The sequence below is a fragment of the Komagataeibacter xylinus NBRC 15237 genome (assembly GCF_001571345.1).
Taxonomy (GTDB): domain Bacteria; phylum Pseudomonadota; class Alphaproteobacteria; order Acetobacterales; family Acetobacteraceae; genus Komagataeibacter; species Komagataeibacter xylinus.
In genome coordinates this window covers 96,507-122,282 of the sequence record NZ_BCTP01000006.1, presented here as the reverse complement: position 1 = coordinate 122,282, position 25,776 = coordinate 96,507, and the positions used below count along the sequence as shown (strand labels likewise).

The following is a 25,776-nucleotide window of genomic DNA, read 5'->3' as shown; positions in this document are numbered from 1 at the left end:
GCTTGAAAAACTTTCGGATCGGGCTCTTACACAGCGACATTGTTTTTTTATTATTTAAATAAACGCTTGGGAAAACAGTAACTTTGTCGCGAGAGCCTACTCGACGAAATCCGAATCCAGCCCCCACTATAAGAGTCGTATGTTTCAACGATTTATTTTTGAATTGCCCTGATGAAAATTCCCAATTTTCAAATTTTTTAGCGATTTCTTTACATAATGCAAAAACTTCTCCTTTTAACGTCGCCATTTTTATTCCTCACGGTTTGTAAAATACGACTAGCAGAATCTGGAGTTTCAAGTTCAGTAGCCCTGATTCTAGCACTCTATTTTTCCAATATCCGTCATCTTACCTGTCTCAATCTTTGGATACACTACTTTCTATCCATTATTAAACAGAAATATCCCTGTTTTACCTTGATCACTCATTGCATTTCTGAGCATGAAGCATGCAAACGCAATAACATGGAGACTTACGAGTGCTGAAGCGCCACGCTCGTAATCCTTGATGAGCCTGCGACAACATTCGGCATGGTGCTCCAGGCAATTCCGTAGCGGATCACGTGACGCAATCCATTGAACAGTTCGTGTAATGCGTGATGTCGTTATTTTGCATCCTCGCGCATCAGGACCAGATACGGGACAACCAGAGACCATTCTTCGTCTGATCCATCAGAGGGATACGGTTTGCGTGCAGTCGTCATCCCTTATTGCTGCAGCATGGAACACGCCCATCAGAGCCGCAGAAAAAAGAAAAAACACAAGTCACGACCCTGAACTGCATCAGAACCCCCTTATAATTACCTGATTATATATGCCATATTAACCGTATTTTTTGACAGAACGCTGCCTTCAAAACGATATATTCTATAATTATTAAATACAGTTTATAACTTAACGAATTAAAAAAGGAAATTATTATAATATTGCGGGCAGGTCATGCGCCGGGTCGCCTTACGTTGCGAAACCGGGGGAATGGCCTTCATCCGCTTCCGCATCCCTGCCCCCACCATCCGATAGTTCAAGGCGGTCAGCGACATCTACCGACTGAACCGCATGCTGCCTGTCGTCACAAAAAAACAACACAGACGCCCCATGAATGTAGCGTTTTTTGTGCGACGTAACCTCTAGACGACGGCAGAATAGCTGGCTAAACAGACCTTATGGAGAGGTGGCCGAGCGGTTGAAGGCAGCGGTCTTGAAAACCGCCGTGCGTGTGAGCGTACCGTGGGTTCGAATCCCACCCTCTCCGCCATCCTAGCTATTCACACCACATCAATCTGTTTCTGGCAGTCAGGCCTTAATCGGGCACGCTCTGCCGGCTGAAGCCTGATGGCTCTTTTGCGTTCGCGGCCTGCTGATACGCATGCAGGATGTCTGTATCAAACATCAGATACTCATTGTCCGGATCGGCAACCAGCATCTCGAAAACTTTTTCCCACACGCCTGCATGGCGCCAGCGGTTAAAGCGGCGATATACCGTCTGCCATTGACCATACCGCTCAGGCAGGTGGCACCAGGATGCGCCGCTACGCTGGATCCACAGGCAGCCATTAACGAACTGCCGGGTATCCGCTGCGCCGTGATCCGCATCACTAAATCTGCCGGGCAGGAGGGGCGCAATAGGCCGCCATTGCGGCGTGCTCAACTCGTAACGCTTTATACCCACCCCGAACTCCATGCATCAGGAAGAATTTGTTTTCGGCAATGCCTCATCCGATATCACGCAGGACCAGGCTGCCCTTATCCCGTCCTCAGGCAACAAGCATGTATGGCAAACGGCATGCTGCCATACATACCCGGCCGGGTGTGCTAATGGCCTTCCCCCCGCATGCGGGCTTCCTCATCGGCTTTTTCCTGTTCGCGCACCCGGCGTCGCGCCCGCGCGCGCAGCCACATCCACGCGCCCGTGCCCAACATGACCGCCCCCGTTACGCCGCATAGATACATCAGCACCGGATGACGCGAGAGGAACCAGTCCACCCACATCCAGAACGGCAGGTGCCCCACGTTATAGGTAGGCGAGGTGCGGTAGGTGGTCAGTTGGCTGCCGTTTTTCAGTACCAGGTCACCCTGTATCTGCGGCAGCACCTTGCTGTCATGCAGGCTGGTCACCAGTTCCTCAATCCGGCCGCCGTCATCGCCTATCAGCGCAAGGACCGACCGATGTGCCGCATAGGGCGATTCCGCCCCGATCATGAAGGCCGCCCCCTTTACAGGGGCATCAAGGTTGGCCGTAACACCATTGCGCAGGCCAGCGCTGTCCCGGTCCTGAAACAGGTACCAGATGCCCTGCAGCCCCATGTTCTGCCCGACCGCAAGATGGCTGTCATCAATATGATAGGCCGAACGCGACAGCAGTGCAGCAGCCCCCCCCATCTGCTGCACCGGCGCCAGAAGGATCACATCGCCCGCAGGTGGTTTCTGTGCGACCTCATCCGTACTGGCCAGATGCACGCCCGCAACCGGATAGCCCGTCAGCGACCCGAAAAAGCCCATCAGGTCCAGGTAGGCGCCAAGCGTATCATGGTCAGGCGTGCGTGGCAGCACCACCGTGGTCTCGCTCAGATCCGCCATGCGCGAGAACGGAAAACCGATCTCGGCAAAATAGGACAGGTTGGGCAACGTGGTGAAATGCACCCCACGCCGGAAGTCGAGCATGGAATCAGAATCAACCGCCATCTGCACGTCGCCGGGCGTGCGGCGGCAGGCACCAAAGTCCACCGGGCGGGTATTGAAGCTGAATTGAAGGTCATTCTGCCCGAACAGAAGCCAGGGCGGCATGGCGGTGACATGCCCCACGGCCCCGGCGTGCTGGGTCACCATCCGCTCCGACCAGACCCGCCACAGGCTGTTGGGGCGGAGCGAATAACTCTGGATATAATTATGGTTGAGATGGATATCGAGCCGCGATGCATTGAGGTCCATCACCGCCCCATCAGGCGCACGGAACCACAGATCCATCAGGAATGGCAACTGGTGCCAGGTATACAGGTCAGGTGGCAGGTGAAAGGGCACATGCAGCGGTGCTCCCACAAAACCCGCGGTCTGCAGGTCGCTTGCGGCGACGAGCTCACCCAGCCGCACCGGCCGGTCGGTGGGAATGAACGCAGGCGCGTCATAAGGCTTGCGCGGACGCAGGCTTACATCCTGCACCACGGTGGACGCAACATCGCCCAGCGTATCAGGCGAGAACACCAGCTTGCGCGCCGCGACCTCGACCTCCTTCGCGTTGCGCCCGGTCACGACAAGGATGGTGCCCCATTTGTCGGCAGGGTTGGCGGTTTCCAGCAGGGTTGGCCCTGCAGGCGGGTGGCCCTGGTCATCAACCGGCAGGTTCTCGCCAATCTCGATGGCATTGCCCGTATCCGGCAGGGCGGATGATACGGGAAAGGAAAGCTGGTGCGACCCCGCCATCCGGCCCAGCCACGAGGCCACCAGCCCCGCCCCGCGCAGCACCTCGGGCGCGGGCGTGGGCGTGGGCAGGACCACGGGCACGCGCATCACCACCCGCAGCGCGGGGTCAAAGAAAGGCGCGGGCAGGCGGGCAAGCGTGCGTTCGGGTGCGATACGGGCGGTGCTGAGGGTAATGGTGGACTGTTCCGATATCTTGGCCCACAGCACATCATTATACAGGTCGTTACAGTCGCGCCGGTATTCACCCGCGAAGCGGAAGTTGAGCTTGCTGTCTTCGGTAAAGTAAAGCGGATCTATGGGGAACTCGACCGGCCCGAAATTCGGGTGCGTGGGATCGACCCGGATCGTGCCGACATACTGCTCGTTCAGCGTGACGTTGACGGCGGAGGCTTCTGGCAGCAGCGAAGGCGAAATCGCGCCGGACAGGTTGAGCGTTGCATGCGTGACAACCCGGTTGGCCGGCACCACCACGTCAAGCCCCTGAAGCGGGGAGATACCGGTCAGGCTCAGCGGCCCGTTGACCAGCCCCATGTCGCGAAAGGCAATGGTGCGCGTGACCTCGGTATCGGCTATGCGCCCGGCAGCAGCGGCATCCACCGGCTGCGGCACGGGGGGCAGATCACCGGAATTGCTGTCGCCCCAGGGCGTTGCGGATGAGACGCCCGTGCGGTCAAAAACCGTGGGGTGCACGGGTTCAGCCGCAATGGCGGGAAAAACCGCCAGCACGAGAGACGCGATCAGCACGCCCATGGCGCCACGTATGCTGCTGGGGTGGGTGGGCGGCACGATCAGGCTCTTCTTTTCCAGCTTTTCTTCCTCTTTCCTGCCTCCGGCTTCCTCCCCATCCTCGCCATCGCCCACGGGGCTGATATTCCACAGATATGGCGGCGCAAGCAGCCCCCCGATGCTTTTGATCACCTGATAGATACTGTTAAGCGGCCGGTCATCCTGGAAGTCAGCCCAGTTATCCCACGCATTGCTCCGCCCGAATACCATGCTCACAACCTGCCGTTCCTCTTCCAGCGTCTCGATCTTCCATTGCAGGTGCAGCCACGAGCCGCGCTGGCCCAGAATGCGGGTGGGCACGGCCACTTCAATGCCATCCTCGGGGTGGGTATAGCGCAATTCGATATCGACGGGCGTTTCAAGCTCGGTGGGCAGGTTGAGCGTAACGCCCGCCCCGCCAAGCGAGATATCGGTGGTATGGGCATGAAAGACATCGCCATTTTCAAAACAGACATCGACCGGCAGCTTGACCCGCACGCGCGGCGCATGCCGGATCTGCCGGGTCTCGCGCCCCACTGCAATGGAGGCCAGCACCACGATCAGGCTGATGGTGATCCACAGCGTATTGAGCGCGAAGGACTGGAACGCCAGCTTCTCGTGATAGTCGAACACCATGCCAAACAGGCCGCGCACCATGCCGCCAAACAGGATCAGCGCCATGATGACATTGGGGTACACCGCGCTGAAATCAAAATAGCCCCGCGCCAGCAGGCCACCCTTGTCGGTCACGTTGAACTGGCCCTTGTGCGGCTGGAGCAGGGTCACGATGGTGATGCGCACCAGAAACAGCGCGAGCGAGGTCTCGTAAATCTCGCTCCAGAAGGAATAGCGCCACCGGCCCTCGATGCGCGAGAGCGTCATGATGGAATGAAAGATATGCGGCAGGGCATAAACCGTAATGCCAAACGGCGAGGCCGCGATGATGTTCTGCCCCAGAAACAGGAACGCCAGCGGCGAGACCAGAAAGGTCACGCGCGGTATGGCAAACAGGAAGTGCGACATGGCCGACAGGTAGCACAATCGCTGCTCCCACCGCAGGCCGCCGCCGAGCATGGGGTTATCAAGCCGCATGATCTGGAGCATGCCGCGCGCCCAGCGCACGCGCTGGCCGATATGCAGGATCAGCCGCTCGGTGGCCAGCCCGCCGGCGAGCGGCTGGCGCAGATAGGCGGTGCCCCACCCCTTGCGCTGCATCTTCAGCGCGGTGTGTGCATCCTCCGTAACCGTCTCGGTCGCGAACCCGCCCACGCTGAGCAGCGCCGAGCGGCGGATGGCGGCGCAGGAGCCACAGAAGAAGGTGGCATCCCAGAAGTCATTGCCGTCCTGCACCAGGCCATAGAACATGTTGCCCTCGGGCGGCACGTCATAGCCCGCGGCCAGATTGCGCTGGAACGGATCGGGGGAATAGAAGTGATGCGGGGTCTGGAGCAGGGCCAGCTTGGGGTCGGCCACCATCCAGCCAATGGTCTTGAGCAGGAACGAGCGCGTGGGCACGTGGTCACAATCGAAAATGACCACGAATTCGCCCTTCGTGATCTTCATCGCATGGTTGAGATTGCCTGCCTTGGCATGATTGTTCTCGGAACGGATGATGTAGCCTGCCCCGGATTCCGTGGCGAAATCATGGAACGCCTTGCGCCGCCCGTCATCGAGAATATAGACGTTGAGCTTGCCCTCGGGCCAGTGCAGGTCCATGGCGCCGAGCACGGTTGAGCGCACCAGTTCCAGATCCTCGTTATAGGAGGGAACGTACACATCGACCATCGGCCAGTCATCAAGGTTGTCAGGCAGGCGGTGGGGCTTGCGGTGGAGCGGCCACGACATCTGGAAATAGCTCAGGCACAGGGTCGAGAGCGCATACCCCTCCGCCAGCAGGAGCGCTACTGACAGCACGCTCTGGAGCAGGCTGGCAAACTGCACCGTGCTGCCCAGCCGCCAGATCAGGTAGCGGAAGGACACGAACAGCGACAGCATCATGAGAATGCAGGTGATATGGCGCCCCGGCCTGCGGTTGAGAAAAAAGAACAGCCCCACCGTGCCAATGGAAATACAGCCCTGCTGCATGGGCGTGACGCTGACGCCCCCCACCGCGAAGCAGATGAGCGCCCCCCCTGCCATGAGCAGGCAGATCAGCCCCTTCTGCCCGGCAGGCGAGGCCATCAATGCCGCCCCGCCCCACTTCAGCCATAATTCCCTGAACATGATTAACAACCAGATTACCCGAACATAAGCCCTACAATACGTATATGCATGCCCAGGGGCGCGCCAGAGCCCCTGCAGGCAACAGGTTGCCCGCCTGCGCTACGGCTGTGCCCTGTTCCCTATAATCGATGGCCCCACAAAAAAAGAATGTGTCTGTTAGGTTTTCTTAACGAGCCGGAACAGTAAATGAGCAGCCCCCATCACTGCAAGATATTATCTGGCTTTTCCATTGATTTCACAAGCGGATGGCACAGACACGCCGGGTTGTTTATTGTGCCAGTATAAATATTGCAATATGTGGAAGACATGTTTGCTTCAGGCGTAATTTATCATTTTATTTTATGATATAACAATTATTAATCCATAATTATACTTCATCCAGCCTGTGGCAATCCACGCAAAAAGGCGCCCGACCAGAGGCCAGGCGCCTTTTTTCAATCATGCCGGGTGCCGCAGCCCACCTGCGCGTGCAGCATGGGCCATGGCCGAGCCGGGTCAGACCGCGCGGCGGCCACCGCCACCACCGCCGGAGCGGTTGCCACCGGGGCGACCACCCCGGCCACCACCGGGCGGGCGACCGCCACCGGCAGGACGACCGCCGCCACCGGGGCGACCACCACCAGGACGGCCACCGCCGCCGCCACGGCCACGGCCGCCGCCACCGAGCACGGGCGGGCGCATGGTCGAGTTCTCGGCGGCTTCCGAATGATACGGATGCTCGGACACCACGGGGATCTTCTTGCCGATATTCTTTTCAATATCACGCAGCCAGGCACGCTGCTCGGCATCGCACAGCGAGACCGCCCAGCCCTCACGCCCCGCGCGCGCCGTGCGGCCGATGCGGTGCACATAGCTCTCGGGCACGTTGGGCAGGTCGTAGTTGAACACGTGGGTCACGTCATCCACGTCGATGCCGCGGGCTGCGATATCGGTCGCCACCAGCACCTTCACATTGCCCGAACGGAAGCCGGACATGGCGCGTTCACGCGCGCCCTGCGATTTGTTGCCGTGAATGGCCTCGGCGGTGATGCCGTGCTCGTTGAGGAAGGTCGCGACCTTGTTGGCCTCGTGCTTCATCAGCGTGAACACCACGGCGCGCTCGACCTTGGGCGAGTCAACCAGCAGCTTCAGCGCCTCGCGCTTGTTGCCGGTATCGACAAACATCACGGCCTGGCGGATGCGGTCCACCGTGCTCGACGGCGGGGTGACCTGCACGGTGGCCGGGTCGCGCAGCAGGCCGTGCGCCAGGTCCGATATGGTCTTGGGCATGGTGGCCGAGAACAGCAGGGTCTGGCGATCGGTCGGCAGGGCTGCGACAATCTTGCGGATGTCGCGCACGAAGCCCATGTCGAGCATGCGGTCGGCTTCATCGAGCACCAGCACTTCAAGGCCGGACAGATCGACATGGCCCTGGCCCATCAGGTCAAGCAGGCGGCCGGGGGCTGCGACAAGCACGTCCACGCCACGGCGCAGCGCCTCGATCTGGCGGCCCTGTCCCACGCCACCGAACACGACAGCATGGCTGAAGCGCATGTGGCGGGCATAGGATGCGAAGCTCTCCCCGATCTGGGAGGCCAGCTCACGCGTGGGGGCCAGCACCAGGGCGCGCGCGCCCTTGGGGTGGGCGCGACCCTTCTCGCGGAAAAGACGGTCAAGGATGGGCAGCGCGAAGGCTGCGGTCTTGCCCGTGCCGGTCTGGGCCAGCCCAAGCAGGTCACGCCCTTCGAGCAGGTAGGGAATGGCGCCGGCCTGGATGGGGGTGGGCGTGGCGTAGCCTTCCTCGTCCAGTGCCCGCAGCAGGGGCTCTGCAAGATGAAGATCGGCAAACGTCGTTGTCATGAATGGCGCCTCCTGGCGCGAAAAAACGGGGCGGCAACCCCTTGGGGGTGCTGCGTGCCCGGGTGGCGAACCGACAGATGAAGCCGAAACCGGCCCCCATTTGCATGGAGGCACTCGTTCTGTCGTCGCAAGGATATCATGTAAGGGATAAAGGCCGGTCCAGTCTGCTTATGGTCGCGTCCCCCGCGTCAAGGACACGTGCAATCTAGCCAGCACGGGGAACAGGCGCGGTCCGTTCCCGAGCGGAATGCTCTATCGCGTTGCGGGCCCGACCGCAAGCTTTTAATGCGCTGGCCCTGCGCCCGGCTTCAGCGCGAAGGAAAGCGGTCGGTCAGGATGACCTCGCTGTCGGGCAGCTTGCCCACGCGCGGGGCCGCCTCCTGCGTGCCTTTGCCAATGACCACGAACATCGCCACCACATGGTTGGGTGGCAGGTTGATCAATTTGCCCACCGCCTCGAAATCAAAGCCATCCATCGGGCAGGACTGGTAGCCCATGGCGGTGGCGGCGAGCATGAGCGTCTGGGCGGCAAGGCCGCAGCTACGCATGGTCTCGTCCTGCTGCACCCATTCGCGGCCTTCATAATAGCGGGTGATCATTTCCGCCATCTGCTGCCTGACCGCATCGGGCGCGCCGTTGAAGTAGCGGGCGGGGTCTTCCTTCCAGGCATCGCGGTCGGCGCAGAGCACGACCAGCACCGAGGCGTCGGTCACATGCGACTGGTCCCACGCCACCTTGCGCAGTTCGCGCCGCAGGGCCGGGTCCTTCACCACCACGAAACGGCAGTGCTGGACATTGAACGCCGAGGGCGCCATGCGGGCCGCCGCGAGCAGGGTGCGCAGTTCGGCATCGCTGATCCGGTGGTCGGGATCATAGGCGCGGATGGCGCGGCGGGTGCGAATGGCTTCGAGTGTGTCCATGGTCGGGTCTCCCCATCGTGGCGCGTTCAGGAGCGCGGGCCGTCCTTGCGCCGCAGCAGGAACAGCGCCTGTTCGCCAAACAGGTTGGCCAGCCGGATCGAGCGCCGCCACGGTGCGCGCTCGCCGTCTTCATCAACGGCCATCCATTGCTGCACACCATAGCCCTCATCCCGGCACAGCGTCAAAAAATCGAGGATGGTGCAGGGGTGGATGTTGGGCGTATCATACCACGGCCTGCTCCACACGCTGGTCATGGGCATGCGCCCGCTCGTGAGCAGTTGCAGGCGCAGCCGCCAGTGGCCAAAATTGGGGAAGGACACGATGGCATACCGCCCGATGCGCAGCATCTGGCGCAGCACCTCGCGCGGGCGCTCGACGGCCTGGAGCGTGCGCTGCAGCACCACGTAGTCAAAGGCGTTATCGGGGTAATGGGCCAGGTCATGATCCGCATCGCCATGCATGACCGGCAGGCCGTGGGCGACCGAGCGGGTCACCTCCTTCATGTCGATCTCGATGCCACGCGCATCACACCCGCTGTTGCGAAACAGGTAGTCGAGCAGCGCGCCATCGCCGCTGCCCACGTCAAGCACGCGGGTGCGGGGGCGGATCATGCCGGCGATGAGTCGCTGGTCAAGGCGCATGGTCAGGCAATCCCGGCATGTTCGGCGGCTCCGCACAGGAAACCACGGATGGTACGGTCAAAATCCGGCTCATCAAGCAAAAAGGCATCATGGCCCTTGTCGCTCTCGATCTCGACAAACGATACGTTGGCCGCCACCCGGTTGAGCGCGCGGGCCAGCAGCCGCGACTGCGAGGTGGGGAACAGCCAGTCGGATGAAAACGACACGATACAGAAGCGCGTGCGCGTGCCCGCAAACGGGTGCGACATATCGCCATCATGCTCGGCGCCGAGGTCGAAATAATCCATGGCGCGGGTGATGGTGAGGTAGGAATTGGCGTCAAACCGCCGCACGAAGGTCGAGCCCTGGTGGCGCAGGTAGCTTTCCACCTCGAACATCTCGCCAAACAGCGAGCCCGGCCCCCCTGCCCCGCCTTTACCCGGCTCATGACGCACGCGGCGGCCGAATTTGCGGGTCAGCGCGGCCTCGGAAAGGTAGGTGATGTGCGCCATCATCCGCGCCACCGCCAGCCCGCGCGCCGGGATCTCGCCGCATTCCCAATATCGCCCGCCATGCCATTGCGGATCGGCGAAAATGGCCTGGCGGCTGACCTCGTTGAACGCAATGTTCTGGGCGGAATGGAACGGGCTTGTGGCAATGGGCAGGGCCGCGAACACGCATTCGGGGTAGGTCGCGGCCCATTCGAGCACCTGCATGCCACCCATTGAGCCGCCAACAACGGCCAGCAGGCGCGTAATGCCCAGATGCTCGACCAGCAGCTTCTGCGCGCGCACCATGTCGCGGATGGTGATGGGGGGAAAATCGGTGCCCCACGGCTCCTGCGTGCCATCGGGCAGCGTGCGGAGGCTGCGCGGCCCGGTGGTGCCCATGCAGCCGCCCAACACGTTGCAGCAGATGATAAAGAAGCGATCGGTATCAATCGGCAGGCCGGGGCCGACCATGCGGCTCCACCAGCCGGGCTTGCCGGTAAGCGGATGCGGGTCGGCCACGTACTGGTCGCCGGTCAGCGCATGACACACCACGATGGCGTTATCGCGCGCGGGCGAGAGCGTGCCATAGGTACGGTAGGCCACCTCAACCGGGGCAAGATGGAAGCCGCAGTCAAGCGGCAGGCCCTCGGCAAAGGTTACGCTCTGGTGCGACAGGCTGGTGGCGGGAATGGCGTTGTCCATTCTGTATCCGGCGTTGCATGAACAGGGATGGTGCGCAAAAGACAGCCCCTGCGTATGGCACCCCTGCCCTGCCCTTGCAAGGTTCCTGCCCACACGACGAGGCGATGGGCGCCCCCCGGAGCATTCTTCCCTTATTTATACGTTATCAATAAATAACATTCAGAACTGTTCCACCTTGCCCACGCCTTCAATGGCCTTGATCATCTGCGCAACCCGCGGGGTCACGCGGTAGCGCTCGGCCAGGGTCAGTTCCACATCCTGTGTTGCCGCGACCGATGGCATCAGGATCACCCGCCCACGCCCGCTGCCGTGGCCAAGCAGCACATCGCGGATCGGCTCGATGGCCTCGGCCTGATCGAACCAGATGCGCAGTTCCGCCGCTGCCTCAGCCGCCGCCTGTTCAAGTTCCATCACGTCGGATGCGGTAATGCGCAACGCCTCGCCTTCCAGCTTGAGGTCGGCCGTGACCACCACGGCATTGCCCGCCACCAGAATTTCACGCGCGCGCGACAGCACCTCGGAGAAGAATGTGACCTCGCACCCGCCCGATGCATCTGACAGGCGCACCCATGCCATCTTGTTGCCCGTGCGCGTGGGGCGCTCCTTGCGGTCGACCACGCAGCCCGCGATCTTGACCCGCCCGATCCCGGCCTGTGCCGCAGCCTCCAGCCCCGTGGCGCGGATTGCACCCAGCCTGCGCATGAGCGGGCCGTAGGAATCCAGCGGGTGCCCGGTCAGGTGAAAGCCGATGGCGTCCGCCTCCATGTTCAGTCGCTCGAATTCCGGCCAGTCGGCACAGCGCGGCATGCGCAGCGGCTCGCGCTGGGCCGGGCCGCCACTGCCGCCGCCAAACAGGCCGATCTGCCCGCTTGCTGCCGCCTGTGCATTGGCCTGCGCGCGACGCATGACGGTCTCGGCAGCCCCGCAGGCCTGCGCGCGGTTGGGCAGGATGGTGTCGAACGCACCCGCGCGGGCCAGGTTTTCAAGCTGCATCTTGTTGACCTGCCTGGGGTCAAGGCGGGCGGCGAGATCCTCAAGGTCGGTAAAGGGCTTGTTGCCACGCACCGCCACCAGCGACTGCATGGCGCCCAGCCCCACCTTTTTTATTGCCGCCAGCGCGTAGCGAATGCCGTATGTCGCGCCATCGGGCAGTTTTTCCACCGTAAAGTCGGCGCCCGAGGCATTGATGTCGGGCGGCAGCAGCGCAATGCCCAGCCGGTCGGCCTCCTGCCGCAGGCCAGCCAGCTTGTCGGTCTTTTCCCGCGCAAGCGACATGCAGGCCGCAATAAAGGCCACCGGGTGGTTCGCCTTCATCCACGCGGTCTGGTACGATACCAGCGCGTAGGCTGCGGCGTGCGATTTGTTGAAGCCGTAATCAGCAAACTTGGCCATGAGGTCGAACACCTCGGCAGCCTTGTCCTGCTCGATGCCGCGCTTCATCGCGCCTTCGGTAAAGATCTCGCGCTGGCGGTCCATCTCGGCGCGGATCTTCTTGCCCATGGCGCGGCGCAGCAGGTCGGCCCCGCCCAGACTGTAGCCCGCCATCTTCTGGGCAATCTGCATGACCTGTTCCTGATAGACCATGATGCCGTAGGTCTCTTCAAGAATGTCGCGGATTTCCTCGTGCGGCGGCTCCCATGCCTCGCCATGCTTGCGGCGGCAGTAATCAGGAATGTTGGCCATGGGGCCGGGGCGGTACAGGGCCACGGCGGCGATCAGGTCCTCGAGCCGGGTCGGGCGCATCTGCTTGAGCACGTCGCGCATGCCCGCGCCTTCAAACTGGAACACGCCCGCCGTATCGCCACGCGCCAGCATGTCGTAGGTCAGTTCGTCATCCAGCGGCAGGGCGGACAGGTCAACCTCGATGCCCATGCCATGCAAAAATTGCACCGCGCGTTGCAGGATGGTGAGCGTGGTCAGGCCAAGGAAGTCGAATTTGACCAGCCCCGCCTGCTCCACGAACTTCATGTTATACTGCGTGACCAGCATCTCGCTCTTGGGGTCGCGATAGAGCGGCACCAGTTCCACGAGTTCGCGGTCACCAATCACAACACCCGCGGCATGCGTGCTGGCGTGGCGGAACAGGCCCTCAAGCTGCTGGCCAATTTCCAGCAGGCGGCGGATGGCCTCGTCCTCGTCGCGCATTTCCTGCAGGCGCGGCTCGCCCTCGATCGCCTGCTTGAGTGTGACCGGCTGGGCGGGGTTGTTGGGAATGAGTTCGGCCACGCGGTTGACCATGCCGAATGGCAGGCCAAGCACGCGCCCCACGTCGCGCACGGCGGCGCGGGCCTGCAATTTACCGAAAGTAATGATCTGGGCCACGCGGTCCGGGCCATATTCGCTGCGGACGTAGCTGATGACCTCATCACGCCGGTCCTGACAGAAATCGATATCGAAATCCGGCATCGACACGCGCTCGGGGTTGAGGAAGCGCTCGAACAGCAGGTTGAAGGGAATGGGGTCGATATCGGTAATGGTCAGCGCCCATGCGGCAAGCGAGCCTGCGCCCGAGCCACGTCCCGGGCCTACGGGAATGTCATGCGCCTTGGCCCACTGGATGAAGTCGGCCACGATCATGAAGTAGCCGGGAAATCCCATCTGCGCGATAATATCGAGTTCAAACGCCAGGCGTTCCTCGTATTTCGTGCGCATCTCGTCATCCACGCTCATGCGCGACAGGCGGTTGCTCAGGCCGGTGATGGCCATGTTGCGCAGGGTTTCATCCTCGGTCTTGCCGGGCTGCACCTTGGGGCACATGGGCAGGAGGGGCTTGCGCGTTTCCACCTGAACGGCACAGCAGCGCGCGATCTCGAGCGTGTTGTCACAGGCTTCGGGCAGGTCGGCAAAGAGTTCGCGCATGACCTCCGGCGGCTTGAACCAGTGCTCGGGGGTGACGCGCCAGCGCTCGCGCTCGGCCATGGTGCGGCCCTGGGCAATGCACAACAGTGCGTCATGCGCCTCGTACATATCGGGTTTGGGGAAGAAGCACTCATTGGTGGCGACAAGCGGCAGGCCCATGCGGTCGGCCATGGCGATCATGCCCGGCTCCACCGCGCGCTCGGCCGCCTGCCCGTGGCGGTGCAGTTCAACCGCCATGTGGCTACCATAGGCCTCATGCAGGCGGTCCATGAAGCGGGCGGCTTCTTTCTCCTGCCCTTCGGCCAGCATGTGAAACAGCGGGCCACGGCTGCCGCCGGTGAGCAGGAACAGCCCGCCCGCGCGTTCGCATAACTGGTCCAGCGTGACGGTTGGCTCGTCCGTCTCGTGCTGCAAGAACCCGGCCGAGGACAGGAACTGCAGGTTGGCCAGTCCCTCGGGGTTGCGAGCCAGCAGCACCAGTGGCTCGGCGGGCATGCCGGGCTTGTCGCTGCGCGACGGGAGTGCAAGCTGGCAGCCGATGATGGGCTGCACGCCTTTCTTGCCGCAATATTGCGAGAACTCCAGCGCGCCAAACATGTTGCCCGTATCGGTTATGGCAACGGCGGGCATGCGCATGTCATGCGCCAGCGCCACCAGTTCAGGCACGCGGATGGCCCCCTGGCTCAGGGAATAGGCGGAGTGGACGCGCAGATGGACAAAATCGGCATGGGACATGCAGCCATTCTACCCCACTCGGGGCGCGATGTGCACTCCCCTGACACCGCCGCAAGGCAGCGAAGGTGGTGCACGGCCAAGGCAGTTGTGGCCATGCGGCAATCCGTTACACAATGCCTTTTGCGGAGAGGTGATATGATGAATAACCGAACTTATTGATTCCCTGCCCTGCATTGAAAATATCAATTCAATCATGAATGCAATAGAACCGGGCAGCGCGCACGACAAGCTGGCCTATATTGCCAGCAATTGCAGCCCTTACACATCACTAGCTTTCTGTGCCCTGCTGTTTCCCTCCATTATCGTAGTGGATGGGTGCTTCCTTCTGGAGTATTATTATACCGAAAGCAAGTTCCTGGATGCCCGCGAAAACTACAATAACGATAAAATAAAAATTGAAGAAAGTATGAACAACACATTCCTTTACGTAGTGTTTGACGGCTTCAGCGGGAACGTTCCTGATATGGTTTTTGAGGAAATAGGCAAGATTGTCCGGCTTTCATGGGACATGGTTTTAAGGCAGAAATTTCCTGAACGGGAATTTGCCGTGAAATATTTTCATGATGAACAGGATTATGGTCCCGTTGTCACATTCTGCCAGAAATAACTTTTTAATATTTCCATTCATGCTTGATACATAAGGAACAAACACATGAAGGTTCGTAAAAATGGTCTTATAGCCGGGCACGGGCCTGTGCACTTTCGTGCCCTGTCATGGTGCTGGCAGGGGCGGAATCAGGGCAGGCCATGCCCAGTCAGAAAAGCGTTGTAATCCGGTGAATGAAATTCATCATCGAGAGCCTGGCTTTATTCTCGATGGCTTCCTGTTCTTCGCGCTTTTTCTTTTCCTTCATGAATTTTACAATGCGGTTAATATCCAGTCCCGGCTCTTTCGCAAAAGGTGGCGTGCCTTCAAGCCTGAACAGGTTGTACTGCTGCGCATATTCGTTTGTGAAAACAAAAAACCGGGCCTGTTCATGCGTTTTCTTCATATGAAGAAACAGGTCATCTACATGCGTGCTGAATGAAAGCGCCGTATGTTCTTGGATGGCAAGGTTGTTATCTTCATACCAGATCGCATGCGCCCGTATGGAACCGGCCCAGTCAATCAGGAAACAGTCATCGTAGATGCCGGGCCTGTCGTAGCACCTGATCCACTTCAGGGGCAGGTTGCGGTCATCATCATGGCTGAGCAGTTCAATATGGAGATGCCTGTAGCGTTCAAAATAACTCATACCCCTCCGCCCAGTTCTTTTCCCGACCAACGTGATACCACGAACCGCATCGCGCATGCGGTCCCTGCTTACGGCACGGGCCTGCACGCCTGTCGGTCCTGTGTTGCCGGGCGCAGGGAGATTACCCTTCCACCGGCACCACCTTTCCATCCCGCAGGGTCACGATGCGGTCCATACGGCGGGCAAGTTCCATGTTATGGGTGGCGATCAGGGCCGCCACACCATGCGCCCGCACGGTGACGAGCAGGGCATCGAATACGGCATCGGATGTATTGACATCGAGGTTGCCGGTCGGCTCATCGGCCAGCAGCACGTGCGGGCGGTTGGCCAGTGCGCGGGCAATGGCCACGCGCTGCTTCTCGCCGCCCGAAAGCTTGCCCGGCAGGTGGTCCAGCCGGTGCGCCAGGCCAAAGTCGGCCAACAGTTCATCCGCCCTTGCCCGCGCCTGACTGCGCGGCACACCCGCAATCATCTGCGGGATCATGACATTCTCGCGCGCGGTGAACTCGGCCAGCAGGTGATGGAACTGATAGACAAACCCGATCCGGTCGCGCCGTAGTTCCGTGCGCCCGCCATCAGGCAGCGCGCCCGCATCCTGCCCTGCCAGCAGCACGCAGCCTGCATCGGGTTTTTCCAGCAGGCCCGCCACATGCAGCAGGGTCGACTTGCCGGTGCCCGAGGGGGCCACAAGGGCCACGATCTCGCCACCGTGCAGCGTAAGATCTGCCCCGCTCAACACCTCAAGCGTTTCCTCACCGCTGATATAGCGGCGCACCACGCCATCAAGATGCAGCGGCGGGGCGGTATTTACGGTGTCATTCATGGCGCAGGGCCTCCACCGGGTCGGTCTTCGCCGCCCGCCATGAGGGGTAGAGTGTGGCCAGCAGCGAGAGCACCAGCGCCATGGCGATCACCTCGATCACCTGCGACCATACCAGCTTGGCAGGCAGGTGCTCGAGGTAATACACCTCGGCATTGAACAGGTCGGTGCCGGTCATGCGCTGGAGCAACTGGCGGATGCGCTCGATGTTGAGGCAGAACACGATGCCCAGACCAGTGCCGACAAACGTGCCCGTTATCCCCACCGAGGCCCCGCACATGAGGAAGATGCGCATGATCGCGCCCCGCGTGGCGCCCAGCGTGCGCAGCACGGCAATATCGGCGCTCTTGTCCTTGACCATCATGATCAGCGAGGAAATGACGTTGAAGGCCGCGACAAGGATGATGAGCGTCAGGATCAGGAACATCACGTTCTGCTCCACCTGCACCGCGCCAAAGAAGGCGTTGTTGCTCTGGGTCCAGTCCATCACGCGCACTTCGCCATCCATCGCCTTTTCAATCGCCGTGCGGATGGGGATGACGTTCTCCGCGTCCTTCGTCATGACCTGCACCTGCGTCACCTGCCCCGGTAGCTGGAAATAGACCTGGGCGGCATGCAGCGGCAGGAACACGTAGCTGGAATTATAGTCGCTCACGCCCGCATCAAAAATCGCCACCACGCGGTAGGCCCGCACGCGCGGCATGGTGCCGAAGGCGGTGGCCGCCCCCTGTGGCGAGACAAGGGTAAGCCTGCCGCCCACGGTCAGCCCCGCGCGCTCGGCCAGCGTGGTGCCGACAACGATCGTGTCATCGCCACCAAAATCATCAAGGCTGCCCGCAACAAGGTTGTCACTGACCTCATGCAAGCCCACCAGGTCGGCCCGCGTCATGCCGCGCACCAGCCCACCCGCATTGTAGCTGCCCGAATTGAGCAGCACCTGCGATTCAACCAGCGGTGCGGCCGAAACCACGCCTGGCACGCCGCGCACGCGGCCTGCCACGGCATCATAATCGCTGATGGTGCGGCTCAGGCCGTACACGCTCAGGTCGCCATTAAGGCCAAGGATGCGACCGAGCAGGTCGGCCTTGAACCCGTTCATGACCGACATCACGATAATCAGCGTGGCAACGCCAAGCGCGATCCCGACCAGCGAAAAGATCGCGATGATGGAAACGAACCGCTCCCCCCGCCGGGCCCGCAGGTAGCGCCCGGCGATCATCCGCTCGAAGGGACCAAACATGCTCAGCCCTGCAGTTTCGCGATAAGGGCCAGCGCGCCTTCTGCCGTCTCCTCGGTGCGCTCACCAGTGCGGCGGTTCTTGACTTCCACCTTGCCCTCCTTGGCACCCCGCGGACCAACAATAAGCTGCCACGGGTGGCCCATCAGGTCGGCATCGGCAAACTTTGCCCCTGCCCGCTCGGCGCGGTCATCATACAGCAGGGCCTTGGGGGCGGCGCCGTAAAGCTGTTCGCACAGCGCGTCGCACTGGGCATCACCATTCTTGAGGTTGATGATGACCGCCTTGAAAGGCGCCACGGATTGAGGCCAGATGATGCCGTTTTCGTCATGGCTGGCCTCGATGATGGCCGCGACAAGACGCGAGACGCCAATGCCGTAGGAACCCATCTCGGGGTAGAGCGGCGCGCCATCGGGGCCACTGACCGCAATATCCATGGACTGGGTGTATTTACGCCCGAAGTTGAAGATATGCCCCACCTCGATGCCACGCCCCTCGCGCTGGCGCGCGGCGGGCACTTCGGCCCAGGCTGCGGCATCATGCATCTCGTCGGTTGCGGCATAGAACGAGGTCATGCGCGTGAAGAATTTTTCCAGCGAGGCACGGTCATTGGTGTCCACGTCCTCACCCAGCCAGTCCTGATCCTCGAGCGCGCTGTCAAAGAACACGCCGCTCTCGCCCGTGGGGGCAAGGATGAGGAATTCATGGCTCAGCTCGCCGCCAATCGGCCCGGTATCGGCCCGCATGGGGATGGCGCGCACGCCAAGGCGCTGGAAGGTGCGCAGGTAGGCCAGCATCATGCGGCGATAGGTATCGACTGCCGAGGCCGTGTCGAGATCGAAGCTGTAGCCGTCCTTCATGTAGAACTCGCGGCCGCGCATCACGCCAAAGCGGGGGCGCACCTCATCGCGGAACTTCCACTGGATCTGGTAGAGAACCTGCGGCAGTTCCTTGTAGGACTTGACCACCTGCCCGAAGATATCGGTAATCATTTCCTCATTGGTCGGGCCGAACAGCATGTCGCGCTCGTGGCGGTCTCGGATGCGCAGCATCTCGGGGCCATAATCATCATACCGGCCCGAACGCTTCCACAACTCGGCGGACTGCATGGTGGGCATCAGCACTTCCTGCGCGCCCGCGGCATCCTGCTCTTCACGCACGATGTTGGCGATGTTCTCCAGCACGCGCAGGCCAGCGGGCAGCCAGGCATAGATGCCGGCCGATGTCTGGCGAATCATGCCCGCGCGCAGCATGAGCCGGTGCGAGGTGATCTGGGCCTCGGCCGGATTTTCCTTGAGGGTCGGCAGAAAACTGCGGGACAGACGCATATCCGTATGAACCTTGACGTATGAGAACCGATAACGCTGCGGACCCTAGACCAATCGCAACGCCCGTGGAATGGGGCATGTGCACCCGATGCACACCCACATTACACTCAAGCGTGATGCAACCGGCCCGCAAGGCCGTAAACATCCGCGTGAGCAGGCATGGCCACGCGCCCCTTGCGGGCGTATGGTGCCCCCACAAATCGGGTTGCACGAAAGCCGCCGGGTTTAGGGAAAACGTACCAATAAAAAATGGCAGGAAACGGTTCGTCCGTTCCCTGCCATAAATGTTTGTGCCGTGGCGCCAGACCCAGGAACTATCTGAAATAGCCAGCCTGGAAAACAGCCAGAAATCATAAGAAAGTTTCTGGTGAAGCTTTTTTCAGAACGCTTCGGAGAACGCCGCCTTTTTAAAAAAGGCGGCACCCAAAAACTTTTATCAATGCGTTGTTTTCAAACAGGTTCTCAGACGCGCAGCAGATGCACATCCACCAGAGGGCGCTTTTGCAGCTTGCGGCCAAGCGCCCGGCGCAGCGCGGTCTTGGCGGCCTCGCGGAAGGTGGTGTCGTTCTCGCGCAGTTCATCGGGAATTTCATCCAGCGCATTGCCGAACTCTTCCGTCACGCGCGCGGTCTCGGGGTCTTCGGCATCGAGCAGGCCGGGCGCGCTCACCTTGGGGTCGCCAATCAGGTAGCCCTCCTCATCGACGGCAAAGCTGCCCATCACCATGCCGTTGAACAGCATGCGCCGCCGCGCCGACAGCACGCCGCCATTCATGGGCAGGATGCGGCCGCCATCGAGCACCAGCCGCCCGGTGGGCGCGGTGTCGCCGATTTCCACCCCGTCGCTGCGGATATCGAGAATATCGCCATCCTCAAGCAGCACCGGCTCGATGTTGAGTTCCTGCGCGATGGCGGCATTGGCGGTCAGGTGACGCCACTCGCCATGCACGGGAATGAGAAAGCGCGGACGCACGAGGTCATACAGCTTGCGCACGTCACCGCCCGTGGCATGGCCGGACACATGCACGAGATGATCCTTGTCGGTAATGACATGCACGCCGCGCCGGGTCAGGTTGTCCTGCACCTGGATGACGGCCTGCTCGTTACCGGGAATCATGCGGCTGCTGTAGATGACCGTATCCCCCTCGCCCAGCGAGATGTTGGGGTGCGTGTCGGATGCGATGCGCGACAGCGCCGAGCGCGGCTCGCCCTGGCTGCCAGTCACGATCAGCATGATCTGGTTGTCCGGCACCGAATTGGCATCCTGTTCGGACAGGAAGTTCGGCACATCGGACAGGTAGCCACATTCGCGCGCCGCCACCTCGAGGTTGCGCAGGCTGCGACCCACCACGGCCACGCGGCGCCCTGCCGCCTGCGCCGCCTTGGCCAGCGTTTCCACGCGTGCCACGTTGCTGGCAAAGCAGGTGACGGCAATGCGGCCTTCAAGCGATGCGATGAGGCGGGTCATCTCGCGCCGCACATCGGCTTCCGAGGCGGAAGGCCCTTCAGTGCGCACATTGGTGCTATCGCACACCATGGCCAGCACGCCCTCGCGGCCAAGGGCTGCAAAGGTTTCAAGGTCGGTCGGCGGGCCGACCTGCGGGTCGGGGTCGATCTTCCAGTCACCGGTGTGGATGATGATGCCCTGCGGCGTGCGCAGCACCAGCGACTGCGATTCCGGCACCGAATGCGTGACCGAGACAAAACGCAGGTCGAACGGCCCCACGTTGAACGCGCCACCGGGCGCGATCACATGGATGGGCACCTGCTGCACAAGCCCTGCCTCGCCAAGCTTGCGGCGCAGCACGGCTGCGGCAAACGGCGTGACATAGACCGGGCAGCCAAGCTGCGGCCACAGATGGGCGATGGCGCCGAGATGGTCCTCATGCGCGTGGGTCACGACCAGCCCGGCCAGTGCCTTGCGCCGCTCGGCGATGAACACGGGGTCGGGCAGGATGATCTCGGCCTCGGGCGTGTCGTTGCCGCTGAAGCCGATGCCACAATCCACCGCCAGCCACGTATCGCCCTGGCGATAGAGGTTGAGGTTCATGCCAATTTCGCCGGTTCCGCCCAGCGGAAGGAAAGAAACGCCTGTCATGTCATTCATTAAAAGGTCCTGTTACAAGATATCATGGGTTGGAAGATGCGTTTGAAGAAAGGGCCCGGAACGCCCGTTCCGTGCCGGTTTGCCTGTCCTGTTGTCAGCCCGATCAGGGCCAAGATCCTGTTCTCTCGCCAGTCGCTGGCAGTGTGCGCGGCCTGAAGCAGGCGGTGGAACCAGCGCATTTCCCGCCCGGAAAATGGCGTTCGACACCGCACCGAAACAAAACGACGCACGATGAATTCATGCAAGGGATTATCATGTAATCCCCCTGACTTAAATCTCTTTCCGCAATCGGGGCGGATTATTCTTGCCTGCCACCCGCCATCAGCACCTCGCCCGTCACCACCTGCCGGGGGCCTGCGGGGGTTTCGAGCAGCATGATTCCATCATCCGCCAGCCCGGCAAACGTGCCACTGAAAGCCTGGTTGCCCGCCACCACACGCAGTCTGGTGCCCGGCGGGTGCGCCCGCGCCAGCCACGCCGCGCGTATGGCGCCAAACCCCTGCGCCTCATGGCATTCCAGCCATTTATCGAGTGCCTGCAAAACGGCGCGGGCCATGTCGGGCGGGCTGACCGCAACGCCACATTCCGCCAGGCAGGCCAGTTCACGGCCTTCTATGCGCGGGGCGGCGGCAAGGTTGGCGCCCATGCCGATCACCTGCCACGGCCCTGCCTCAGCCGCCCCCGTCTCGATCAGGATGCCCGCCATCTTGCGCCCGTGCAGCAGCAGGTCATTGGGCCATTTGAGTTCCAGCGCGCCCTGTTCGGGCAGGAAGCCCGCCACCGCGTCATGCAGCGCAAGGCCCGCAATGAACGGCCACGCCCCTACCGGCACCACCGCCCCCTGCCCCACCAGCATGACCGACAGCGCCAGATTGCCACCCGGATTACGCCATTCGCGCCCCCGGCTGCCGCGCCCGGCTGTCTGTTCAAGTGCCAGCACCGCAAGCCCGTCCTGCCCGTGCCCCGCCGCCAGCATGTCCTTGCACAGGTCGGATGTGGAGCCGAGCCTGTCATGCACCTGCAATGGCCACGCGCGCCCCCCGCTGCGGGGAATGCTCATGGTGCGGAAGGCAGGAGGGTTATGGGTCATGAACTACCTGAACAATGCAGCCGCCGCCGCCTGAGCCGCCGTGGCGACCGGGCCGAGGGCTACGATGAAGAACACCGTGACAAGCCCCATGCCGACGGACACGAACGAGACCGAAACCGGCGCGCGATCAAGCGCGGGGGCAGCGGCATCAAAAAACATGATCTTGACGATGCGTATATAATAATACGCCCCGATCACGCTACTGATGATACCGATGGCCGCCAGCCCGTAAAGCTGCGCGTTGATCGCGGCATAGAACACCATGAGCTTGCCAAAGAAGCCTGCCAGCGGCGGTGCGCCCGCCATGGAGAACATGAACACCGCCATGGCCAGCGCCATGCCGGGGTCACTGCGCCCCAGCCCCGCGAGGTCGCTGATGCGGCTGACCGCGCGGCCCTTGCGCCGCATGGCCACGATGCCCGCGAACGCGCCCACGTTCATGAACAGATACGTTACCAGATAGACCAGCGTGCCGCGCGTGCCCTCCGCCGTGCCCGCCGCAAGCCCGATCATGGCGTAGCCCATATGCCCGATGGAGGAATACGCCATGAGCCGCTTGATGTTGCCCTGCGGTATGGCGGCAAGTGCGCCAAACACCATCGACGCCGCCGAGACCACCTCGATCAGCAATTGCCACTGGTGCGCCATGGAGCCGAACGGCCCCGCCATCACCCGCAGCAGCACGGCAAACGCCGCGATCTTGGGGGCACCTGCCATGTAGGCGGTGACCGAGGTGGGGGCACCCTGGTACACATCGGGCGTCCACATATGGAACGGCACCATGGACAGCTTGAAGCACAGCCCCACCAGCACGAACACGATGCCCACCATAAGCCCCGCCGGCAGCACGGCGCTACCGCGCACCGCCTGCTGCAACCCGGCATAATCCAGCGTGCCCGCAAAGCCATAGGCCAGCGAGATGCCATAAAGCAGGATGCCCGAGGCCAGCGAACCGAGCACGAAATATTTCAGCCCCGCCTCAGCCGCCGTAACCTGATCACGCGCAAAGGCGCACAGGATGTAGATGGACAGCGAGGAGAGTTCGAGCCCCACGAACAGCGTCATGAGGTTGCCCGATGAGGCCATGATCATGGCGCCAAGGGTCGAGAACAGCACCAGCACGGGGAACTCGAATTTGTCGATTTCCATCTCGCGTGCATAGCCAATGCCCAGCACCAGCGAGAGTGCCGCCCCCGCCAGCGCCAGCACCTTCATGAAACGCGCAAAACCATCATTGATGAAGACATGGCTGTAACCCGTGCCATCGGGCGAGAGCACCACGAGTGCGGCCGTCACCACCAGGGCGAACAGCGTCATCATGGTGCATGAAAAGAAAGCCTGACCGCGCTTTTGCATCACCCCGGCCAGCAGGATGACCAGCCCGGACAGGGCCAGCACGATTTCGGGCAGAGCAAGTGTCCAGTTCATTGGTTTGGCCCTGACATCCTTGGGGTTAGCTGGCGAACAGGATGGTGGTCAGCAGCACCACCAGCCCGATCAGCATGGAAAAGGCATAGACCGCCATCGACCCGGTCTGCACCCGCACGGCCTGGCCTGCAGTGCCTGCGGTCAGCCTGGCCAGCCCTTCGGGTATGGCTTCGACAACGCCTTCGTCAGCGCCCTTCCACAACAGCCGCGCCAGCGCGCGGTAGGGGCGCACGAACACGGCATCGTACACCTCGTCGAAATACCATTTGTTGAGCAGGAACAGATAAAGCGGGCGCAGGCTGCGCGCCAGCGTGGCCGGAATGTCGGGGCTTGCCATGTAGCACAGATAGGCCACCGCAATGCCCGCAACGCCAGCAAATGTCGGCACGAGCGCAATCAGGCCCGGTGTGCGCTCAAGGCGCTCCATGATGTCATGCCCCGGCAGGCTGGCAATCGCCCCACCCCAGAACCCGGCCTGGTTGCCCCCCACATAGAACGGCGCCAGCACCACACCCGCCAGCACGGCCCCCACCGACAGGACGGCCAGCGGCACCATCATCGAAGGCGGGCTTTCATGCGCGCCTTCATGCAGGTGCATGTCACGCGGCTGGCCATGAAACACGAGGAAGATCAGCCGCCAGCTATACAGCGCGGTGAGGAACGCGGTGATGCAACCCATAACCCAGCCATAATGGCCCATGGAGGAGCCTGACATCCACGCTGCCTCCAGAATGGCGTCCTTCGACCAGTAGCCCGCGAACGGGAAGATACCGGCAAGTGCGAGGCTGCCGATCCACATGGCGGCGTAGGTATAGGGAATTTTGCGCCACAGCCCGCCCATGCGGAACATGTCCTGCTCGTCATGCACGGCATGGATCACGCAGCCCGCCCCAAGGAACAGAAGCGCCTTGAAAAAGGCATGCGTGGTGAGGTGGAACATCGACGCCTGATAGGCCCCCACGCCAACCGCCACGAACATGTAGCCCAGCTGCGAGCAGGTGGAATAGGCAATGGTGCGCTTGATGTCGGGCTGCACCAGCCCAACGGTCGCGGCAAAGAAGCTGGTGGTGCCACCAATGAGAATGATCAGGTCGCGCGTTACGGGTGCCAGTTCCACCAGCGGCGACATGCGCACCATCAGGAACACGCCCGCCGTAACCATGGTGGCCGCGTGGATCAGGGCGGAAACCGGGGTTGGCCCCTCCATCGCATCGGGCAGCCAGGTGTGCAGGAACAGTTGCGCCGACTTGCCCATGGCGCCAATGAACAGCAGGGTGGCAATCACCTCCAGCAGCGGATGCGTGCCGAAAAGCTGGAACGTGTCATGCACATGATAGGGAATGGCGGCGAAGATCGCATCATACGACACGCTGCCCAGCCGGATATAGATGAGCGAGATGCCGACAAGGAAGAACAGGTCGGCAATGCGGTTGACCACGAACGCCTTGATGGCAGCAGCACACGCTGCAGGGCGGTCATACCAGTAGCCGATCAGCAGGTAGCTCGCGAGCCCCACCCCTTCCCAGCCAAAGAAGAGCTGGAGCAGGTTGTCGGACGTGACCAGCATGAGCATGGCGAAGGTGAACAGCGAGAGATAGGCGAAGAAGCGGCAGACCGCCTGCTTCTCATGCGCCATGTAGCCCACGCTGTACACATGCACCAGCAGCGACACGGTCGTGACCATGGCCACCACGCTGACCGAGAGCATGTCCATGCGCAACTGCCAGTCAGCCTCAAAGCCTGCTGCATGGATCCAGTCGGCCACCGGCACGACAATCGGGTTCACGCCCCCCATCTCGAAGCCCAGCACGCCAATGGCGGACAGCGCCGCGCACAGCATGAGGGCAATGGTGGTGAACCGCGCAGCACTATCGCCCATCAGGTGGCCAAAGCCACCGGCGAGGAGAAACCCGATCAGGGGCGCGAAGACCGCCACTTCAAACAGGAAGGATGCCGCCTGCATG

Annotated in this window: 17 protein-coding genes, 1 tRNA gene and 1 pseudogene; 2 read left to right on the top strand and 17 right to left on the bottom strand. The window is 61.7% G+C overall.

The genetic code is table 11. From position 1 onward, the window contains the following. Positions 1-247 (bottom strand): hypothetical protein (locus GXY01S_RS18730; RefSeq protein ID WP_218003155.1); only part of this gene is annotated, 247 nt, incomplete at its 3' end. 274 nt (positions 248-521) lie between these two features. Then, positions 522-701: pseudogene (locus tag GXY01S_RS19300) on the bottom strand (transposase); the annotation flags it as partial. A gap of 461 nt (positions 702-1,162) precedes the next feature. On the opposite strand from GXY01S_RS19300, the gene GXY01S_RS04340 reads away from it, so the two are divergent. Continuing rightward, positions 1,163-1,252 (top strand) — tRNA-Ser (locus GXY01S_RS04340). Between the two features lie 45 nt (positions 1,253-1,297). Here GXY01S_RS04340 and GXY01S_RS04335 read toward each other — a convergent pair. The 7 genes from GXY01S_RS04335 to dnaE all read right to left on the bottom strand — a co-directional run bounded on the left by GXY01S_RS04335 (position 1,298) and on the right by dnaE (position 14,568). Continuing rightward, on the bottom strand, positions 1,298-1,666 hold the full coding sequence (locus tag GXY01S_RS04335) for an IS5 family transposase (protein ID WP_061272270.1): 369 nt from the start codon (positions 1,664-1,666) through the stop codon (positions 1,298-1,300). 143 nt (positions 1,667-1,809) lie between these two features. Further along, positions 1,810-6,402: a UDP-forming cellulose synthase catalytic subunit gene (gene bcsA, locus GXY01S_RS04330; RefSeq protein ID WP_061272241.1), complete on the bottom strand. Its 4,593-nt coding sequence runs from the start codon at positions 6,400-6,402 to the stop codon at positions 1,810-1,812. A 495-nt stretch (positions 6,403-6,897) separates the two neighbouring features. Further along, positions 6,898-8,241, bottom strand: coding sequence for a DEAD/DEAH box helicase (locus GXY01S_RS04325; RefSeq protein WP_061272239.1), 1,344 nt, complete (start codon positions 8,239-8,241; stop codon positions 6,898-6,900). A gap of 308 nt (positions 8,242-8,549) precedes the next feature. After that, complete coding sequence (locus GXY01S_RS04320; protein ID WP_061272237.1) at positions 8,550-9,161, bottom strand: nitroreductase family protein; 612 nt, start codon at positions 9,159-9,161, stop codon at positions 8,550-8,552. A gap of 26 nt (positions 9,162-9,187) precedes the next feature. Continuing rightward, positions 9,188-9,802, bottom strand: a complete 615-nt coding sequence (gene metW / locus GXY01S_RS04315; RefSeq protein WP_061272235.1) for a methionine biosynthesis protein MetW — start codon at positions 9,800-9,802, stop codon at positions 9,188-9,190. Between the two features lie 2 nt (positions 9,803-9,804). After that, positions 9,805-10,974: a homoserine O-acetyltransferase MetX gene (metX, locus tag GXY01S_RS04310; RefSeq protein WP_061272233.1), complete on the bottom strand. Its 1,170-nt coding sequence runs from the start codon at positions 10,972-10,974 to the stop codon at positions 9,805-9,807. A gap of 159 nt (positions 10,975-11,133) precedes the next feature. Continuing rightward, entirely contained in the window at positions 11,134-14,568 is a 3,435-nt protein-coding gene (dnaE, locus tag GXY01S_RS04305; RefSeq protein ID WP_061272231.1) for a DNA polymerase III subunit alpha, read from the bottom strand. Between the two features lie 193 nt (positions 14,569-14,761). Between dnaE and GXY01S_RS04300 the strand changes: the two genes are divergently transcribed. Next, positions 14,762-15,175 (top strand): hypothetical protein, encoded by a 414-nt coding sequence (locus GXY01S_RS04300; protein WP_061272229.1) that lies wholly within the window; start codon positions 14,762-14,764, stop codon positions 15,173-15,175. A gap of 148 nt (positions 15,176-15,323) precedes the next feature. On the opposite strand, the gene GXY01S_RS04295 is transcribed toward GXY01S_RS04300, so the two are convergent. The 8 genes from GXY01S_RS04295 to nuoL form a co-directional block, all read right to left on the bottom strand. Next, a complete protein-coding gene (locus GXY01S_RS04295; RefSeq protein WP_169797727.1) occupies positions 15,324-15,890 on the bottom strand; it encodes a hypothetical protein in 567 nt (188 codons plus the stop codon). A 34-nt stretch (positions 15,891-15,924) separates the two neighbouring features. Continuing rightward, positions 15,925-16,626 (bottom strand): ABC transporter ATP-binding protein, encoded by a 702-nt coding sequence (locus GXY01S_RS04290; protein ID WP_061272224.1) that lies wholly within the window; start codon positions 16,624-16,626, stop codon positions 15,925-15,927. Beyond that, positions 16,619-17,863, bottom strand: coding sequence for a lipoprotein-releasing ABC transporter permease subunit (locus tag GXY01S_RS04285; protein WP_061272223.1), 1,245 nt, complete (start codon positions 17,861-17,863; stop codon positions 16,619-16,621). Before GXY01S_RS04285 ends, GXY01S_RS04290 begins: the two co-directional genes overlap by 8 nt. Positions 17,864-17,865: 2 nt before the next feature. Then, positions 17,866-19,188, bottom strand: a complete 1,323-nt coding sequence (gene proS / locus GXY01S_RS04280) for a proline--tRNA ligase (RefSeq protein WP_061272221.1) — start codon at positions 19,186-19,188, stop codon at positions 17,866-17,868. A gap of 462 nt (positions 19,189-19,650) precedes the next feature. Further along, positions 19,651-21,294 (bottom strand): ribonuclease J, encoded by a 1,644-nt coding sequence (locus GXY01S_RS04275; RefSeq protein ID WP_061272220.1) that lies wholly within the window; start codon positions 21,292-21,294, stop codon positions 19,651-19,653. A 298-nt stretch (positions 21,295-21,592) separates the two neighbouring features. Next, the gene (locus GXY01S_RS04265) at positions 21,593-22,384 is read right to left on the bottom strand and encodes a biotin--[acetyl-CoA-carboxylase] ligase (protein WP_061272214.1); all 792 of its coding nucleotides are present in this window, start codon (positions 22,382-22,384) and stop codon (positions 21,593-21,595) included. A 3-nt stretch (positions 22,385-22,387) separates the two neighbouring features. Continuing rightward, a complete protein-coding gene (gene nuoN, locus GXY01S_RS04260; protein WP_061272211.1) occupies positions 22,388-23,812 on the bottom strand; it encodes an NADH-quinone oxidoreductase subunit NuoN in 1,425 nt (474 codons plus the stop codon). 25 nt (positions 23,813-23,837) lie between these two features. Further along, positions 23,838-25,775 (bottom strand): NADH-quinone oxidoreductase subunit L, encoded by a 1,938-nt coding sequence (nuoL, locus tag GXY01S_RS04255; protein WP_061272207.1) that lies wholly within the window; start codon positions 25,773-25,775, stop codon positions 23,838-23,840. Position 25,776 lies beyond the last annotated feature (1 nt).